15 protein-coding genes are annotated in these 18785 nt (G+C 45.2%); 9 read left to right on the forward strand and 6 right to left on the reverse strand.

Annotation, left to right across the window (positions count from 1 at the left end; all coding sequences use genetic code 11):
* Positions 1 to 13: 13 nt before the first annotated feature.
* Positions 14 to 748: a biliverdin-producing heme oxygenase gene (locus H6F41_RS13430; RefSeq protein WP_190403984.1), complete on the reverse strand. Its 735-nt coding sequence runs from the start codon at positions 746 to 748 to the stop codon at positions 14 to 16.
* A gap of 390 nt (positions 749 to 1138) precedes the next feature.
* Between H6F41_RS13430 and ndhC the strand changes: the two genes are divergently transcribed.
* The 7 genes from ndhC (at position 1139) to H6F41_RS13460 (ending at position 8438) form a co-directional block, all read left to right on the forward strand.
* The gene (ndhC, locus tag H6F41_RS13435; RefSeq protein ID WP_190404003.1) at positions 1139 to 1501 is read left to right on the forward strand and encodes an NADH-quinone oxidoreductase subunit A; all 363 of its coding nucleotides are present in this window, start codon (positions 1139 to 1141) and stop codon (positions 1499 to 1501) included.
* A complete protein-coding gene (locus H6F41_RS13440; protein ID WP_190403985.1) occupies positions 1498 to 2238 on the forward strand; it encodes an NADH dehydrogenase subunit K in 741 nt (246 codons plus the stop codon). The genes ndhC and H6F41_RS13440 overlap by 4 nt, the downstream gene beginning before the upstream one ends.
* Positions 2228 to 2767, forward strand: a complete 540-nt coding sequence (locus H6F41_RS13445) for an NAD(P)H-quinone oxidoreductase subunit J (protein ID WP_190403986.1) — start codon at positions 2228 to 2230, stop codon at positions 2765 to 2767. The genes H6F41_RS13440 and H6F41_RS13445 overlap by 11 nt, the downstream gene beginning before the upstream one ends.
* Before the next feature lie 79 nt (positions 2768 to 2846).
* Complete coding sequence (locus tag H6F41_RS19170; protein ID WP_277873995.1) at positions 2847 to 2969, forward strand: hypothetical protein; 123 nt, start codon at positions 2847 to 2849, stop codon at positions 2967 to 2969.
* Positions 2970 to 3072: 103 nt separating this feature from the next.
* Positions 3073 to 4809 carry an ATP-binding protein gene (locus H6F41_RS13450; protein WP_190403987.1) on the forward strand — a complete coding sequence of 579 codons (1737 nt, stop codon included), beginning with the start codon at positions 3073 to 3075 and terminating at the stop codon, positions 4807 to 4809.
* A gap of 24 nt (positions 4810 to 4833) precedes the next feature.
* Entirely contained in the window at positions 4834 to 5358 is a 525-nt protein-coding gene (locus tag H6F41_RS13455; RefSeq protein ID WP_190403988.1) for a type IV pilin-like G/H family protein, read from the forward strand.
* Positions 5359 to 5423: 65 nt separating this feature from the next.
* Positions 5424 to 8438, forward strand: coding sequence for an AAA family ATPase (locus H6F41_RS13460; protein ID WP_190403989.1), 3015 nt, complete (start codon positions 5424 to 5426; stop codon positions 8436 to 8438).
* 23 nt (positions 8439 to 8461) lie between these two features.
* On the opposite strand, the gene H6F41_RS13465 is transcribed toward H6F41_RS13460, so the two are convergent.
* From H6F41_RS13465 to H6F41_RS13480, 4 genes are all read right to left on the reverse strand, one after another.
* Positions 8462 to 9958: an AAA family ATPase gene (locus H6F41_RS13465; protein WP_190403990.1), complete on the reverse strand. Its 1497-nt coding sequence runs from the start codon at positions 9956 to 9958 to the stop codon at positions 8462 to 8464.
* A gap of 95 nt (positions 9959 to 10053) precedes the next feature.
* A complete protein-coding gene (locus tag H6F41_RS13470; RefSeq protein ID WP_190403991.1) occupies positions 10054 to 12726 on the reverse strand; it encodes a DUF3536 domain-containing protein in 2673 nt (890 codons plus the stop codon).
* A gap of 302 nt (positions 12727 to 13028) precedes the next feature.
* The gene (locus H6F41_RS13475; protein WP_190404004.1) at positions 13029 to 13145 is read right to left on the reverse strand and encodes a Photosystem I reaction center subunit IX; all 117 of its coding nucleotides are present in this window, start codon (positions 13143 to 13145) and stop codon (positions 13029 to 13031) included.
* Between the two features lie 110 nt (positions 13146 to 13255).
* Complete coding sequence (locus H6F41_RS13480) at positions 13256 to 13831, reverse strand: Photosystem I reaction center subunit III (RefSeq protein WP_190403992.1); 576 nt, start codon at positions 13829 to 13831, stop codon at positions 13256 to 13258.
* Positions 13832 to 14174: 343 nt separating this feature from the next.
* Between H6F41_RS13480 and tsaD the strand changes: the two genes are divergently transcribed.
* Entirely contained in the window at positions 14175 to 15206 is a 1032-nt protein-coding gene (tsaD, locus tag H6F41_RS13485; protein ID WP_190403993.1) for a tRNA (adenosine(37)-N6)-threonylcarbamoyltransferase complex transferase subunit TsaD, read from the forward strand.
* 76 nt (positions 15207 to 15282) lie between these two features.
* On the opposite strand, the gene H6F41_RS13490 is transcribed toward tsaD, so the two are convergent.
* Positions 15283 to 16668: a lysophospholipid acyltransferase family protein gene (locus tag H6F41_RS13490; RefSeq protein WP_190403994.1), complete on the reverse strand. Its 1386-nt coding sequence runs from the start codon at positions 16666 to 16668 to the stop codon at positions 15283 to 15285.
* Between the two features lie 173 nt (positions 16669 to 16841).
* Between H6F41_RS13490 and mnmG the strand changes: the two genes are divergently transcribed.
* Positions 16842 to 18764: a tRNA uridine-5-carboxymethylaminomethyl(34) synthesis enzyme MnmG gene (mnmG, locus tag H6F41_RS13495; RefSeq protein ID WP_190404005.1), complete on the forward strand. Its 1923-nt coding sequence runs from the start codon at positions 16842 to 16844 to the stop codon at positions 18762 to 18764.
* The last annotated feature ends 21 nt before the right edge of the window (positions 18765 to 18785 follow it).

An 18785-nucleotide genomic window follows, 5' to 3' on the forward strand; every position in this document is an offset into this window, starting at 1 on the left:
TTATTCTGGTTAATTAGCCAGCCACCTTTGATTCGCGGCGAACAGAATTATTTTTAGGTTCACCTTTGATCTTCGTAACTAAAGAATTCCAACCAAACTTAGTTAGAGCCACCAACCAATTACCTTCTAGCTCGCGGAACATTGCCATGTTCATGTGGAATGAAGCATTAGCTTCATCAACAATGCGTTCAGCAGTGGCGGCATCTACAGGTAAGGTATCCAGAGCTTCACGGTAGCGCTTTTTGAATTCGCCATGATTGCGAATGTCGTCGAATTCATAAAATGCTGTACCCCTTTCATCCTGCAAACCCATCGCCTCCTTGGCGATTTTTTTAAGGATTTGACCACCCGAAAGATCGCCCATATAGCGAGTGTAAGCATGAGCCACTAGCAACACAGGGTCATTAGCCGAAATCTCACGAATACGGGCAAGATACTTTTCACAAGCAGGGGTTGGCTTAAACTCTTCGCGCCAGTTAGAACCGAAGTAAAACAACATATCGAGTTCTAGGCTCTTTTCACGCCACAATTCGCGGTAATAGAGCTTGCTGAGAACGGGATCATTTTTGTGAGCTTCAAACTCTTCTTCGATCGCTTTGTAAACAAAGTAAAGGTTACCGACGAGTCTGCTATAGGATGTTTTATCTACTACGCCCTTTAAAAAACATTTGATGAAGTCTGTACTCTCGGCTGCCGAGTGAGATTTTTGTGTCCCTACACGCAAAAGTGTTGCTAAACCTTGACTCATGGATTCTCCTAAACTTTTTTAATTAAAATATTGGGTGTTTGCTGGAGCCAAGTACATCAAAATTGCACTTGGCAAGGATTTTAAATTGGTAGTAAAAACAGCAATAAAAGAGATTATGGAATTATATTTTGAGATAAATAAGGAAAATTAATCGAGATAATTGCAGCAAAGTCAAACTAAATTGCGATCACAGCTAAAGTCTGAGACCATCAGTATTTGACATAAGCTGTAATTATATAAGCCAAACTATAGAGAAATTTATAGTCTGTAACAAATTTTCATCTACCACCACACCGATATAATGTAGTCAGGATCTCCTAATTTGTAGCAGTTGCTAATATCCGCCGTTATAAATTAGATTTTAGTCAGGCTAGCTTGAAGAGGTAATACATCTTGGTTTTAAGCGGATACGAATACCTACTGGTATTCATCATCATTTGTACACTTGTCCCCATATCGGGACTGGTGCTATCGGGACTTTTAAGCCCAAAGCAGTCAGGAGCCGCAGGTCGCACCACCTACGAATCTGGCTGTGAACCCATTGGCGGGGCTTGGATACAATTTAATATTCGTTATTATATGTTCGCGCTTGCTTTCGTTATCTTCGACGTAGAAACGGTATTTTTATACCCTTGGGCAGTCGCATTTAGTAAACTAGGCTTACTCGCCTTTGTTGAAGCACTAATTTTTATTAGCATTCTCGTATTAGGTCTAGTCTACGCTTGGAGAAAAGGAGCCTTAGAATGGTCATGAAATCCGAAAATGTTGGTCTGGACTTTAGTATTGAAGAACAGACGCAACGTCTTATCAATCCTGCGGCAACGCCACAAGTCACTCAAGATCTATCAAATAACGTCGTTTTGACAACCCTCAATGACCTATATAACTGGTCGAGAATGTCTAGTCTGTGGCCGATGCTCTATGGCACTAGCTGCTGTTTTATTGAATTTGCAGCGATGATTGGCTCACGCTTTGACTTCGATCGCTTTGGTTTATTACCCCGTTCTAGCCCTCGCCAAGCTGATCTGATTATCACCGCAGGGACGGTCACCATGAAAATGGCTCCTGCCTTGGTGCGACTCTATGAGCAGATGCAAGAACCGAAATATGTAATTGCCATGGGTGCTTGTACGATTACAGGTGGCATGTTTAGCACTGACTCGTACACCACAGTGCGCGGAGTGGATAAACTTATCCCCGTTGATGTATATATTCCCGGTTGCCCTCCTCGTCCCGAAGCGATTATGGATGCGATCATCAAATTGCGTAAAAAAATTGGGACCGAAGGATTTAAAGAAAGAGCTAACCTCGATCGCACCCATCGCTACTATGCGGTGAAGCATGAGATGAAGGTGGTTAGCCCAATTTTAACTGGTCAATATCTAGAAATGCCTAGTCGGATGGCTCCACCCCAAGAGTTAGTCGAATCTGGCATTCCTTTACCTGCATTGCAAATGTCTCAGAAGGAGGTAGAAACCGTTGGCAGATAATCAAGAAGTTCAACAGGAAGCAGCATTAGCTACAACGGAAGCACCAGCTCCCGTGTCGCAATGGCTGACTAGCAATGGCTTTGAGCATGAATTTTTGGGCTTAGATCAACAGGGTGTTCCCATTCTCAAGGTTGAGCGCCAATTCTTGCTCCCCTTCTCGACAGCACTCTATGCCTATGGCTTCAACTACTTGATGATGCAATGTGGTTATGATGCTGGCGCTGGCAACAGTTTGGTAAGTGTTTATCATCTGGCGAAGCTTACCGAGGAGGGGATTAATAAAAGCGATCGCTTTGAAGAAGTCCGTATCAAGGTGTTTTTGCCTCGCACCGATCCTCGTTGTCCATCGGTCTATTGGATTTGGAAAACTGCGGATTGGCAAGAGCGTGAAACCTTCGATATGTACGGCATCATCTATGAAGGGCATCCCAATCTTAAGCGGATTCTTATGCCTGAAGACTGGATTGGCTATCCAATGCGAAAGGATTACGTCACACCAGATTTTTACGAATTGCAGGACGCATATTAATGAAAGAAGCACCCAAAGGGTGCTTCTTTCATTTGAGGGTGCTCGTTGAAAATATGCTCAGACTAAATACAGTGATGTTATGTGGAACTCTCCCCCCCAGCCCCTCGCCTGCGGGCGAGGGGGAGCAAATCCTAATATTTTTTTGTTCCCCTCTCCTACGGGTGAGGGGCTAGGGGTGAGGGCTTTAGAAACTTCCACGTAACATCAGTAAATACAGATGAATAAAATATGTAATCCACAATTTTGTAGTATTTTCAACAGAATTTATAAACTCAAAACTCAAAACATAATAGGAAAAACAATAAATGGTCGAGCCGATTGGCTATATTCTCGGAACTAAAGATGCCACCCCCCTTGAATTTTGGGTAGCGGTGAGTGATGGTAATGTTTTGCGTCTTGATGATGTGGTGCAAGTCAAAACCGATCGCCCTGACAACAAAGGAGTGGTTAATTTCTATGGTGTTGTCGATCATGTGCGGACGATTCATGAAGGCACTCAATTTGATACGGATACATTTTTGGTCACCAGTGGCAGTATGCCTGTGAATGTTTCCTATGCGGCGCATATCCAAGTCACACGCATTGAGCCTGAAGAATATTTGCCACCGCAGCCGGGGGATGCCGTTTATTTGGCCGAAGATGAGAACCTGCGATTTGCTCTAAATTTCGATGGTATGGAACAGCGTATTTCCGCAGGAATTATGCGAAATGGTAGTCCAGCCTATTTAAACTATGAATTTATCGATGGCACAAAGGGTGCTCACGTCAATATTTCAGGGATTTCAGGCGTGGCAACCAAGACCTCATTTGCTCTGTTTATTCTTCATTCTATTTTTAATTCCACCGTCCTTGGTTCTAAACGTGCCAATACTAAAGCTCTGATTTTCAACGTTAAGGGGGAGGATTTATTTTTCCTAGATAAGCCTAACAACAAGATGCGGGAAGATGATCGCGCTAGTTATCAAATTCTTGATTTGCCAGTCCAACCCTTTCAAGATGTGAGATTTTGCGTCGCACCCAAAAAAAATACACAACAAATAGAACCCCATCTCGATCAACGGTCTGATCAAATTTCTGCCTATGCTTGGGGAATGCGGGAATTTTGTCGCGATCGCTTATTTCATTTTTTGTTTGCTGGTGAAGACTTAGAGCGCAGTAATATTGGTTTTTTGGTAAGTATTGTTGAAGAACGTTTAGCAAAATTAGCGATCGACAATGATAAGCACGACATGAAAATGGGATTCATGCCCAAAACTAATCTTGATCTTGATGATGAATATGGTGAAGATGGCAAGGATACGGTGGAAACCTTCCGAGATTTAATTGAATTTCTCGAAGATAAACTGGTAGAGAATGCAGATCAAAAATGGCTAGGGCGCAATGCCCCTTCCACGGCTGAAGCCCTCACAAGGCGCATGTGGGGTATTGCGGATGAGATGTCCCACTTGATTCGTGGTGATTTACCTGCGGAGGAGTTGCAAAAACATAAACTTGATCCTCTAGCTGCGGAATATCAATTAACGATCGCAGATATTAACAAGCTCGGTAGCAAAGCCCAGAAATTTGTAGTGGGTGTGTTGTTACAAAAGCTATTCATGGAAAAGGAAAAGCGCGGTCAATATCCCGTTGTTTTTATCGTTTTGGATGAGTTGAATAAGTACGCTCCTAAGGAAGGTCGTAGCCCAATTAAGGATCTGCTTGTGGAAATTGCCGAACGGGGACGCTCGTTGGGAATTATTTTGATTGGCGCACAACAAACTGCTTCGGAGGTAGAGCGGCGGGTGGTGGGTCAGGCGGCTGTGCGCGTGGTGGGGCGATTGGACTCTGCCGAGGTGGAACGTCCTGAGTATAACTTTTTGACAGGGGCTTGTCGGAAGCGATCGCTATTACTCAAATCGGGTAGTATGTTTATCCATCAGCCTGAAGTGCCATCACCTTTGCTAGTTGGTTTTCCTTTTCCTGCCTATGCTACCCGCTTACGAGAGGTGCAGGTAAATGAGGTTGAGGAAAAGATTCTCAAAACTAAAGTGAAGCGGCTGTAATCTAAATCATAGTTGAGGTAAAGCATGGAGCATCCTTCTATGTCTGGCGAGTCTAAGCCTAAATTTCCCCGCAAACGAGTTCTTCAAATCTGTGGGTTAGCGACAATTCCTCTTGGTATCGGTATTTGTTTTATCCAAGTGCCGATTGCCTGTAGCTGCGGCAATCCTGCAATCCCAATTGTGGGATCCTATGTAAGGTCACAGCAAGCATATTTTATAGAGAATCAGACTTTTGCTTCCTCCTATGCTGAACTACGGATGGGTTGGTCAGAGCCACCTAAATCTGTGCGCTACGAATACGCCTATGAAGTCGCAGGCAATCGCGCTTTTATCTATGCGACTCCCCGTGATGTTCCCAACGACCTCTTTAAACTAGGTTTGAGCAAAGCTGATATCTCTGGGGTGGTCGGCGCAGTTACCTATGATAAAGCCAAAAAAACGACAGCAAGCGTAGTCTGCATATCCGATCAAAATATTTCAGGTAAGCCACCTAGACCAGTTTTTAATAATCAAGGCTTTACTTGTCCCGTTGGTTATAGGGCAAGATGAGTAATCTAGCCTTATCCCTCCATTCGCCTAATCCGTAATTCTGACCTTTTGCTATACACAATACTATGCGTCCCATTGAACTAATTGTCGAAGGGTTTACCAGTTTTCGGTCGCGACAAGTTCTCGACTTTGCCAGCCTTGATTTATTTGCAATTACAGGTGCAACGGGAGCTGGCAAAACTTCGCTTTTGGATGCGATTACCTTTGCGCTCTATGACAAAGTTGCTCAAAAGCCAAACGCATCAAGGGAGTTAGTGAGCCAAGGGGCGACACAGTTAAAGGTCGAATTTCGATTTGTGATGCGGCAAACGGAATACAAAGTGGTACGCACATGGCGCAATCGTGGCAAAACCGATGAGAAGAAATTTCTGTTTGATCAGTTAGTGGATGGGGAATGGGAGCGCTGCGATCGCAGTCAAAAAGTAGAAGATATCATCGGCATGGACTTCGAGACTTTTACTCGGGTGATCATCTTGCCGCAGGGACAGTTTGATGAATTCCTTAAGGGTGAAGCTGGTAAACGCCGTGAGATTTTGCGTCAGTTAGCAGGGTTTCAAGTTTTTGAGCAAATGCGGAAAGAGGCAAGCGATCGCAGCAGTCGATTTAAAGCGGAGCGAGAGGGCTTGGAGAAGGTTTTGCAAGGGATGCAAGTACCTGATGGTGAAGAGGTTCATGCCCAACAAACAGAGCTGGCGAATCTAGAATCTGCCATACCTGAATTAGATGTTAAAGCCAAGCAGAGTCGCAAGCTTTTGGAAGCCGAGGAAAGATTATTTATCCAAATTCAACAACACCAACAGGCTTTAGCCAAATTAGAGCGATTACAACAGGATTCGTCCAAAATTCAGACTTTAGAAATTCAGTTCCGCAATGCTCAATTAGCAAATTCGATTGTGGGTACTTGGACGGTTTTACAAACTGTGCGTAAGCGGGTAGAAACTGCAATCGCAGATTTGCATAATGCTCAGCAAAAGCTAGCTAATAGCAAATTAGACCTAGATACGCAACAACAGGTTTTTGATCAATTTCGGGCTGAACAAATGATCGCTCAAGGTCAAATTGCAGCCCAAGAACGTAATTTAGCTCTAGCGGAATCTCTGCATATACAACAACAACAATGTGCCACGGAGCTAGAACGCGCCCAACAAAATAGCCAAGAGCGATCGCAGGTTCTTGAAAAATTGACGATATCCGTAAAACAGGCGGAATCGGAATTGCAAACCACAACTCAGCAATTACAAAAAATTGCCACTGCGATCGCAAATTCTCCCCACGATGCCACACGCTTAGAAAAGTTAAGACAGGTTGCCGCAACCGTGACGCAGTGGCAAATGTTGCAGACTGACTTTGGGAAGCGGCAACAAAAAGCGGTGCAATTCAACACAGAAATTAGTAATCTCAATCAGCAGTTACAAAAATTACAACAGGAAATTTCTGGGACTGAAGATAAGCTTAGCGAGGCAAATACTGCCCTCGCCACAGCCGAGGCATCCAACTTACAAGCATTACAAAGCAGTCATGTCAGTGCGTTACGGACTCAACTCCATGATGGTGACAATTGTCCTGTTTGTAATCAGATCTATCATATTGATGAATTGCCTGCGCTATCAGAAATCGATTTAATTAATACTGAGCCTTTGAAAAAAAATTGCGATCGCATCGAAAGGCAGTTGCTAAAATTGCGAGAAGACAGGGTGAAAATTACCGCCAATTTAGATAATTCCCAGCAACAATTGCGATCGCAAAATCAGGATCTTGCCGATCTACGCCAACAAGTTACAGGTCTGCGAGAACAGATCGATCAGATCTTTCCATCCCCATGGCAAGCTGAGGATTTGATTCACGATCGTCAAGAATTAGAAGCACAAGAGCAAGCCTATCAACAATTAATTGCGGAACAAAAAGAAATTGCGATCGCAGTACAAAACAATACTAATAAATTAAATTCCAATCAAGAATCTCGGCAACTTGCCCAAATAGAATTGGAAAAAGCGGAAAAAGAACGATCACAGCGTCAATCGCAACTGCAAGAGCTACGGGTGCGGCTGCAAGAAATTACCGCAGGACAGAGTTATGAGTCTTTACAGGAGTCGATTTTGCAAGCAAAGTCCTCACTACATCAGCGCTCCCAAAATATAGAGACAACCTATCAAAAAGCGCGAGAAAATGTTGTCAAATGGGAAGCGGCGGCAAATAAAGCTCAGGAAAATCACGACTTGACTATTTCTGAATGTTCGCAACAGGAAAACAATTGGCAATCAGAACTGAACTCGATCAATTTTACCGAATCAGAATTTTTGGCGGCGCAAGTTTCGCGATCGCAAATAACGCTATGGCAACAGGAAATCGACAACTACCAACGGCAAGAACAGGAATTAACAACCCGTTTGCAAATGTTTGCCGAAGCAATTGCCGATCAACATACCGATGAAATTGCGATCGCCAAGCTGCGTGAGGAATCACAACAAATAGAACAATCTCTGCAACTAGCCAATGAGAATCGTGCCTCCATCAAAGCATGGCTAGAACAAGCTCACCAAAAACATCAAGAATCGCAGGAATTAGAAGCGCGTAAAATTGCTTTACAGGCTCAAGAACAGGTTTATCACACCCTCGCCCAAGATTTGCAATCTAATAAATTCCAAGAATATATTCTCGATAGTCTGCAACAGGAACTCGCTCACCGTGCCTCCACGCTCTTGCAGCAACTATCGGAAGATCGTTATATTCTCCAAATTGAAAGTGGTGACTATTGGGTGTCAGACAACTGGAATGGCGGCGAAAAGCGGCGGGTGCGGACTCTTTCGGGTGGGGAAACCTTTGCGGCTTCCCTATCAATGGCACTAGCATTATCCGAAAGATTATCCATGGGCATTGAACTGGGCAGCCTGTTCCTTGATGAAGGCTTTGGCACTCTCGATAGTGAAACTCTCGAATCCGTTACCCAAATTCTGGAATCGTTACGGCAACAGGATCGATTAATTGGCATAATTACCCATATTCAATCCTTAGCTGAGCGATTACCCACCCAAATTCATGTTCGCAAATCGATCAATGGTTCAGAGCTAGTCAGAATTTAGGTGCGATCGCAGTTTGGCTAATTTTATTTGTTAAATACATTTTGACGAGAGGCTAATCTGGCTTTGCCCGAAGCTGCCCATTCTTGCAAAACTTGAATTTCCTGTTGCGCTGTTTGCGCCAATGGCACAATTTGGCTAGCGGCTTCGAGAATATCATCGGTGGTAAAGTCACGATTTTGACTGAAGCCAATGTGCATCGCTTCGATGATGCCCTGCTCGATTTCTGCACCAGAAAAGTCTGGGGTTTCGTAAGCAAGGCGTTCGATGTCGTAGGCACGAGTATTATGGGGACGATATTTGTTTAAGTGGACAGAAAAAATTTGCGATCGCTCTTCTTGGTTAGGCAAACCGACAAAAAACACCTCATCAAAACGTCCTTTTCGCAATAGTTCGGGGGGCAAAGTGCGAATATTATTGGCAGTAGCCACCACAAAGACAGGGGATGTCTTTTCCGCCATCCATGTTAGGAATGTCCCAAACACCCGATTCGTTGTGCCTGAATCCCCACGTCCATCGGTTCCTGCAAAGGCTTTGTCAATTTCATCAATCCACAGGACGCAAGGAGATAGCGCTTCAGCAAGCTGAATCATTTGACGGGTTCTGGACTCACTTTCACCAACTAAACCTGCAAAAAGGCGACCAACATCGAGACGGAGTAGTGGCAAGTGCCAGTGATGGGAAATCGCCTTAGCAGTCAGAGATTTCCCTGTACCTTGAATCCCTGCTAGCAGTAAGCCGCGGGGGTGGGGTAGTCCATACTTACGGGCGCGATCGCTAAAGGCTCCACCACGACGCAATAGCCATTCCTTGAGATTATCCAAGCCCCCAATATCACTAATTTCCGTAGTTGATGGATAGAATTCAAGAATTTGGGTTTGTCGAATACTTTGGCGCTTTTCTTCGAGAATGAGTTCCACATCTTCAGGACGCAATCTGCCATGCTCGGCGATTGCTTTGGCCAGTACCCGTCTGATCCTCTCTAACGAAAGTCCTTGACCTGCACGCACCAAATCTGCGATCGCTTGTTTATCCAGTTGAATGTCGTTAGCCGAATGCGTGGAACGAATAATTTGATCAATTTCTGTGTTTAATTCATTGGCATTGGGAAGTGGAAATTCTAAAATCGAGAAAAATTCACTGAGGCTGTCAGGAATATTAATTTGTGAAGCAAGCACGATAATATTTTGAGCTTCACTTTTGAGCTTCCGCGCCAGATTTTTGAGCTTACGGGCAATTGCCACATCTTCTAGAAAGCGATCAAAATCTCGTAGGATAAACACAGCCCCTTTAGGAATTTTATCGACAAATTCTAAGGCTTGTAACGGATTTCGCCTACCTGCGCCTGCATCGGTGGGATTCGACTGATAGCCATCGACAAAATCCCATACAAATATGCTGCGTCCAAGGGATTTTGATACATTGCTAATGACAGCCTCGACTCGTTCTTCTTCTGCTGAAGGAATATAAATCAGAGGATAGCGGGCGCGAAGGGTTAGATTTAATTCGTCTTCAAAATTCATCGATATTTTTAATGCTTTAGATTTTTAAGGCTTTAGGTTTAGAAGCTTGCATTGCAAGCTTCTAAATCTTTCTAATCGTTTACTTAATTATTTAATTAAGCGTGAAGCCAAGCTTCGGTGGCAATGCCAAGCTTGCCAGCAGTATCAATTAACTGGTGTAGTTCCAGATTTGAGATCCTCTCACAGAGATTAACTTCAATGTGAATTGGTTGCTTTTCAACAGCTTCCAAATCAAGGATCTGACGTGCTAGGACGCATTGAGGAGCAATTCGTCGCGATAGATAGTTCAGAAAAGCCTCTTGAGCTAGATTGAGATCAAGTTGCAGATTTAAGCGATCGCTAATCAACAAAGACTGCTCAATCTGACTAAGGTAGCTAAACATGGATTTTTCGTTTGGCTCTTGCAGTTGTGAAAGCATCTGAATCTGCTTCAAAATATAGTTTTCCAGAATTTCTGTATCTTCAGAATTAGTAAACTTACAACCAAGATTAATCGCTTCGATTGCCACGGCATCTAGACCCACATTAGGCAGTGATTCTCCTATCTCTAGTCGCTTGAGTTCTTCTGTAAGACGATTATTTAAGACGATATCTGCCGCAACCTGCAACTCATGGGGTACTGGCAAATCATCACGACGGAAGGATATCAAAATGCCATAGTTATCGCGATAGACCTGCTCATAGAGCTGATCGAGTCTCGTTAACGTCTCATCGGCAAGCATTCTTAAAATCCGATGGCGCTCCTCCGCAAAGAGATGGTGCAGATTGAACTGCTCACCGCTAAAGTTGCTTGCCATAGCAAGAATGATCGCCGCCGTATTCGCTTGTTTCAGAACCTTAAACAATGTCGCCTTGATTTCTTCATATTCACGTCGCCCTGTAAAGGGTTGGATGCAGCAATGGAAATCATCACCACCGAGGTGTAACACGGCAAAAATGTAGTTGACTGACTCTTGGGTAATCCCTGAGACCAAATTAATCTGACCAATTGCTAACGACATTGAACCGATTCTTTGCAGTTGATAGTCCTGCTGTTGGATCGTGTAGCAATAAATTTGTTGCGATCGCGAATAGTTCCCAAGAGTCGAACTCAGGGCATATTGAGCAGCAACCTGCGCCAGACTGATGCGATTGGTGACTACTTGCTCTCGATAAACCCCTTCGCCATCGCGAAATTCAAGCAGATTACTGGGAGCGCTTGCCATCCGCTTGATAAATTCAGCCTCTAGCAATACGCCTGCAACATCGGCGGCTAGCTCAATCGCTCTGGCGGCATAGCGCAAAATCTGCACGGTCTCAGGACGCGATAATTCCTCAAAGAACCAACCGCAACTGGTAAACATCAACAGAGCATGGCGCTGCATCTCTAATAGGCGCAGAGCATCAATACGCTGTGCGGATGTCGCGACCTTGCTACCACATTGCCGCTCAAAGAATTTCTCTAGTACAGGCGAGTTTTCGGCAATGCCGTCCCGCAAGGAATATTTCAGGACATCGATATAGCGATCGCGAGCTTCCCAAGGATCATTAAAATACTTGCGTCCAATATCCACATACACCGCGGCGAGGCGGTCGCGCAACCAGTTGAGGCTATCGCGCAATGGTCGCCGCCATAGTAGTTGATAGTTTGTTCCTTCGCCGCCACAGTTACAGCCACCTTGCCAGCGATCGACCCCATGGGCGCAACTCCAAGCGGTGACAGATTTTAGTTCAGCCTCCCATGTGGGTGGGAATAGACTCAAATAATGGGCGTAGTTTGTAACAGTCCAGCCCCGTTTCGGAAATTCCCCAACAAAGGCATAGGACAGGGTTTTTTCGGTAAAGTGCTTGTGATGTCCAAAGGTTTCCCCATCGGTAGCAACGGAAACCATTTGATGTGGACGAGCATCATGGCGGACAGCTTGCCCGATGCGTTCGGCAAAGTTATGGGAACTACCTAATAAATCACCAAAGCCCATATCGCGAGAAATGGGACCATCATAGAAAAACACATCGATATAGGCATCCGTGTCGGCGGGAAGATGAAACTGACCAATTTCCGAGAAATTGCCGCCTACATTCTGACTATGGCGGCGTAAGTGGCAGCGATAGGGACGATTGGGATCAATCTGTGCCCCACCCACTTCTTCCCATGCAGGGTTGGGATTGTCTTTGGTGGGCATAGGGCGACAACGCTGCGCCTGTGATGGCGCAAGAATAATAAACTTGATCCCTTCTAAAACCAGTGCCTCAAGGGTTTCGTAATCCACGGCAGTTTCTGCTAGCCACATGCCTTCGGGATCTCTGCCAAATCTAGATTTAAAGTCTTCCTTTCCCCAGCGAATTTGGGTTAATTTGTCACGCCAGTTCGCCAAAGGCATGATGATGTGGTTGTAAACCTGTGCGATCGCATTGCCATGACCATTGAGACGATCAGCGCTGCGTTTGTCTGCATCGAGGATGGCTTGATAGGTATCGCGATCATGAAATTCCATCCATGAGAGCAAGGTTGGCCCCATGTTGAAACTCATGTATTCATAGTTATTGACAATTTTGACGATTTTGCCATCATGGCGCTCGATTCGTGAGAATGCGTTGGGGCGATAGCATTCGTGGTGAATTCTTGCATTCCAATCATGGAAGGGAGCAGCACTCTCTTGGCGCTCGATCGCATTCAGGTAGGGATTTTCACGGGGAGGCTGATAAAAGTGGCCGTGAATTGTAATATATATTCCTGAATCGGTTGGAATCTGGACAGTAGGCGAAGCAACAGAGGCGGCAACAGTCACGCAAATCTTCCCTTAGGGCGAACGACATTGCTTACATCTTGGCAGATCTACTTAGTGGTTCGCAAGGAAGTATAGAAAAGTTTTAGAAACTAATGCTGAATGTCATTGATCCCCAACGAAGTAAAGCGCTTTAGTCTTACTTACAACGCAACGCTTTGCGCTTAAATCCAGAAGATGAATGGCGGTGCTTCGCGCCGCCATTCATCTTCTGGATTTGGATCAGTTAACTCTTTTTTTACATAAAAAACAATGAAAGCGCGGCAAAAGCCGCGCTTTCATTGTTTTAATAGGCTGTAGCCAGCTTAGAAAGGAAATGTGAGGGTGTCTGGGAACAAGCGGTTAGCTTCGATCAATACACCAGCAGTGATGGACATCCATACAACAGCTAAAACAGGAGCAGATGATAAGAAACCTTTCAATGGAGTTCTCCTTTTAGATAGATTTGATAAATACTTGAAGTAGTAATTTCTTTCTGAATATTTCTCTAAAAGCAATGCATAGTATTGCTTTTAGAGAAATATAGTTTTGTCTAGCGAGGGGAAACAGTAACTTCGTTTTCAGGAGCTACAAGTTCGCCAGTACCAAATTCTTTCAGTGCAGCCAAAGGCCATGCAAAGCCAGTTAGCATGTACTTAATAGCAAGAGGAAGATCGATGAGGATTTCCTTTTGTTGAGCAGTTGCCTTGTCCTTACGGATGGCGATCAAGTAAGCACGACCAACCCAGCCAATCCAACCAGCGATGTATAGGAACATCAAGGCAGGAATGGTGAATTCGCCTAAGCGATCCAAACGACCATCGGTGATCAAGTGAGGTAGACCATCTTCACCACAAAGTAAGCCAGCATCTGCATATTTAGCAAAGCGAGCTTCGGTTTGGGCGATTTTGCCCTTGAGGTATGCAGCAGGGGCGCTACCAGCTTGGAAGTTAGCCAAACGTGTGGTGTAGCCATCAACTTCTGATTGCAAGCGATCTTGATAAGCAGAAGAGGTTGCACAGGGAGTCAAGGCGTTGAAGGAGAATTCTGCGTATGCGGCAGGGGTTGCAGCAAGGCTTACGCCAAACCACAAGCTAATAACGAGGATGAGAGCAAAAAGTCTTTTCATGGACTGACCTTAATTTACCTTTGTTTAAGATAGGCAAAAATAACGAGATTTTAGTTTGAGAACTTAGCCTCAGATCCTATATCAGCGATCGCGCCTTGGTAAAGCAATCTTCACATCCTGTAAAGTAAGTTATCAATTAAGGGCTTTTAGCTTTTAGCTTTTGGCTTTTAGCTTTTGGCTGTTGGCAATTAGTAATTAGCTTTTTTAGAATAGGTAAGTCTCCTCAAAGCTAATTGCTAACAGCTAATTGCCAACAGCCGCTTAAGCTGCCAAGTGTTTCTGTATCATAGGTAAGTCCCCTCAAAGCTAATCGCTAACAGCTAATTGCTAACAGCTAATTAAAATGCCAACTATTCTTGCGATCGAATCTAGCTGTGATGAAACGGCGGCGGCGGTGGTTTGCGATCGCCAAATTCTTAGTAGCGTGGTTTCTTCGCAGATCCAAACCCATGCGCTCTATGGTGGTGTGGTGCCAGAGATTGCGGCACGTCAGCATGTGGAGACGATTAATCCTGCGATCGCAAAAGCCTATCGTGAGTCAGGTAAAACATGGGCAGATATTGACGGTATCGCGGTGACCACTGCCCCCGGACTAATTGGCTCGTTGATGATTGGCGTGACGGCGGCGAAAACCTTGGCAATGATGCATCAAAAGCCTTTGATTGCCGTCCATCATCTTGAGGGACATATTTGTTCGGCTTTGCTGGCTGAGCCTACCCTAGAGCCACCTTTTTTATGTCTGTTGGTCTCTGGTGGGCATAGCAGCATTATTTTAGTAAAGGACTATACCGACTATCAGGTGATGGGAAAAACTCGTGATGATGCGGCGGGTGAAGCCTTTGACAAGGTGGCAAGGTTGTTAGGCTTGGGTTACCCCGGAGGCCCCGTGATCGACAAAATTGCGATCGCAGGAAATCCGAAAGCTTACAAATTGCCACAGGGGCGAATTCCTGATTTTCCCTATGATTCTAGTTTTAGTGGTCTGAAAACGGCAGTATTGCGACTTACTCAAAAGCTTAGCCCCAATGGTGAGGAATTGCCGATTGCTGATATTGCCGCCAGTTTTCAAGAAACCGTGGCGGCGGCATTGGTTAATCGCACGATTAAATGTGCGCTGGAGCATAATTTATCGACAATTGTGGCGGTTGGTGGCGTGGCAGCGAATAGTGCTTTGCGATCGCGATTAGTGACCATGGCAGCCGAGCATGACATTCGTGCGATCTTTCCACCCCTAAGCCTATGTACTGATAATGCGGCGATGATTGGCTGTGCAGGGGCAATTCACCTTGCACGCGGTGAAACTTCATCAATGAACATTGCCACGCGATCGCGACTCAACCTCGAAGACTGCCAGAGTTTATATCGCAATCTTTAAATCAAACAAATTAGATCGTCCCCGCCGAAGGCGGGGACGATCTCTACAAAAAAGCGCCGCATCGCGGCGCTTTTTTCTACATTACTGAGGGAATAACTAAATCCTTCATCGCGTGATGGATTTCTTCGGTCAGTTTGCGCGTACATTCTTTGGCAGCAGCGCGACTAGATTGATATTCAGCCAGATGCTCCGACACCGAGATCGGTTCGGCAACAGAAATAGTCAATTTGCGATCGCCAAAATTAGGGGTTTCTTTGAAAGGTGAATCGGGATTACGCTCACTGATTCGTTGTAAAACGCTCCACATCAGTTTCAATACCTCAATATAGCGGCTAGGGCTAGGATGTTGACGCACGTAGTCACTGGTGACTCCGATGATACTTTCGGCGATCCGCATATGCCAATTACTATAACTAGCTTCGAGGGCGAGCTGATCGGCAAAACCCCGTTCCACCTGAGATAGCTGCTCAATATTCTTAATATCGTTACGGAAAATACGATCCCAACCGCATTGTTCTAGACGACGACAACGATCAATTGGTGATCCCTTCGCTTTAATCCCGAAATTCATTTCCGCCACACTCAAAATGCGATCGGCGAGTTCTTGCAAATTTTCGGCTAAGTTGTCAGGATTTGTATTTTGGCTATTAAATTTAGCGTAATTGCCATAAAAAGCTTTGTAATAGTCACTGACCCACTGCACCAGATAGCTACCCAAATCATAAAGCCGTTGATAACGATTTTCTGAAGTAATCGCAGGCTTAATAATTCCGCTTTCTTTTTCAATCATGGTAATCGTCTGATCAATTACGCCCCACGCATCGGTTGAATATTCGTACTGAATCCCCACAGGAATGATTAACATTTCCTCGGTGCGACCTTCCTTTTGTAAATCCTCAGCCGCCCAAAATCCAATCTGAGCAATCCCTGGTTCCAGTTCCGCCACGGTTTCGCTTTTGCCATTAGTGCCACCTTCAGGAGCCATCGATAGCGGCACATCACCTTGAGTAATTTGCTTTCGCATCAGGTTTAGTGCAGGACGATCCAGCTTGCCGCGAAATATGGAAATACCGCCCAAGGCGGGAAATAGCCAATTGATATAGTCCCCTGCCCACAGAGAAATACCGCGATCGTACACAAAACCGCTATGGGGCTTGGTGGTGAGCTTGATTCCCATCTCTTTTGCCTGTTCTGGGACGGCATAGGCAAGCAAATACAACATCGCAAAGGGATCATCGGTAGTGGGATGTCGGAAAGCAAGCATGTATCGAGATTTGCCATCCTCAAATTTTTTCGTAGCTTCGACAAGGCGATCAATATAGCGAGTTTCAATCTGCTTGATGCCACATTGCCACCGCAACCAAAAAGGCGTTAACAGCCGTATGATTTTCAATATAAATTGATTGGCCTTCGGCGGATAAACATTGAGAGGTGGTTGGACGCGGGTCAGATCTACTGCCATGGTTTCCATTATTTGTATAGCAATATCGCATTAAAACATGCTAAGTGTGTCCCTACGCAATGTTATTGGAATTACAACTATAGTTGTTGCCCGTCTAAACCCAAGAAACAAGTGGCGGCAGCTATACAATAAAATAGATTTTTGTTGTTCATATCTGTCAAATAGTGAGCGCGATGCAGGGCAATTCCGTAAATTTAGCTAACCAAGTCCAATTTCTTGATGAATTTGAGGTGATCATCGTTGGTGCGGGTCATGCAGGTTGTGAAGCTGCCCTTGCATCCGCCCGAATGAACTGCAAAACCTTACTACTTACCCTTAATCTCGATCGCATTGCATGGCAACCCTGCAACCCCGCTGTGGGCGGCCCTGCCAAATCGCAACTTGTCCATGAGGTCGATGCCCTCGGTGGTGAAATTGGCAAAATCACCGATCGCACCTATCTCCAAAAAAGAATCTTAAATAGTTCGCGTGGCCCCGCCGTTTGGGCATTACGGGCGCAAACCGACAAGCGCGAATATGCCGCTGAAATGAAAACGGTAGTTGAGAATGAGCCAAATCTCTCGGTGCGCGAGGGAACGGTGATTAATGTATTGCTTGATGCGAACCAAGCAATTATCGGTGTGGAAACTCAATTTGGCGTGGGCTATGCTTGCAAAGCTGTGATTTTGACAACGGGTACATTCCTCAATGGCAAAATCTGGGTGGGTAACCGCTCTATGTCTGCGGGACGCGCAGGTGAGTTTGCGGTTGAAGGTTTAACCGAAACCCTCAATGCCCTCGGTTTTGTCACCGATCGCCTGAAGACAGGCACACCCGCAAGGGTCGATCGCCGTAGCGTCGATTACAGCAAAATGGAAGTGCAGCCATCGGATACGGAGCAGAACTGGTTCAGCTTTGATCCGAGTGCTTGGGTAGAACGGGAACAAATGAATTGCTATTTAACTCGCACCACTGCCGAAACCCATCGCATTATTCGTGACAATTTACATCTGACCCCTGTTTACGGTGGATTTATTGACGCGAAGGGCCCACGCTATTGTCCCAGTATTGAAGATAAGATTGTCCGTTTTGCTGATAAAGAGAGTCATCAGATTTTTATTGAGCCAGAGGGTCGGGATATTCCTGAGCTATATATTCAAGGCTTTTCTACAGGAATGCCAGAAAATATCCAACTGCAAATGTTGCGGACTCTGCCTGGGCTGGAAAACTGTCATATGCTGCGGGCTGCCTATGCTGTGGAATATGATTACATCCCTGCGACTCAGTGCTATCCCACTTTGATGACCAAATTAATTGAAGGGCTGTTTTGTGCAGGACAAATCAATGGAACCACAGGCTATGAAGAAGCTGCGGCACAGGGTCTAGTGGCGGGGATGAACGCGGCTTTATTTTCCCAGAAGCGAGAAATGGTGGTATTGCCGCGAGCTAGTAGCTATATCGGGACTCTGATTGATGATCTATGTACGAAGGAATTGCGCGAACCCTATCGCATGTTGACTAGCCGTTCCGAATATCGCTTGATTTTGCGATCGGATAATGCCGATCGCCGCTTGACTCCCATTGGTCGTGAAATTGGTTTAGTTGATGATCGGCGCTGGCAATTATTCTGTGACAAGCAGGAGCGCGTCCATAGAGAAGTCCACCGTCTCAACGAAACTCGCGTCAAAGAAAAGGAAGAATTAGGTCAACGGATTACTGCTGAAACGGGAGAAGTGATTCGTGGGGCAATTACACTATCGGATTTATTGCGTCGCCCTAAGTTTAACTATGCGGAACTAATTCATTATGGTTTAGCCGATGCCAATCTAAATCGCTTTGAGCGTCTTGCCGCCGAAATCGAAGTCAAGTATGTGGGCTATATCCAACGCCAAGAGCATCAAATTGAGGAGGTTGCCAAACATAGCGATCGCAAATTGCCAACGGACATTGACTACAATGCGATCGAAACTCTTTCTAAGGAATCGCGAGAGAAGTTAAGCAAAATTCGTCCGATGACGATTGGGCAAGCGAGTCGCATTGGTGGGGTCAACCCTGCGGATGTGAATGCTTTGCTGGTGTATCTAGAAATTCAGCATCGCCTTGCTGCCAAAAGATAATGAAATGCGCCGCACTGCGGC

The organism is Pseudanabaena mucicola FACHB-723, assembly GCF_014696385.1.
Classification (GTDB): Bacteria; Cyanobacteriota; Cyanobacteriia; order Pseudanabaenales; family Pseudanabaenaceae; genus Pseudanabaena.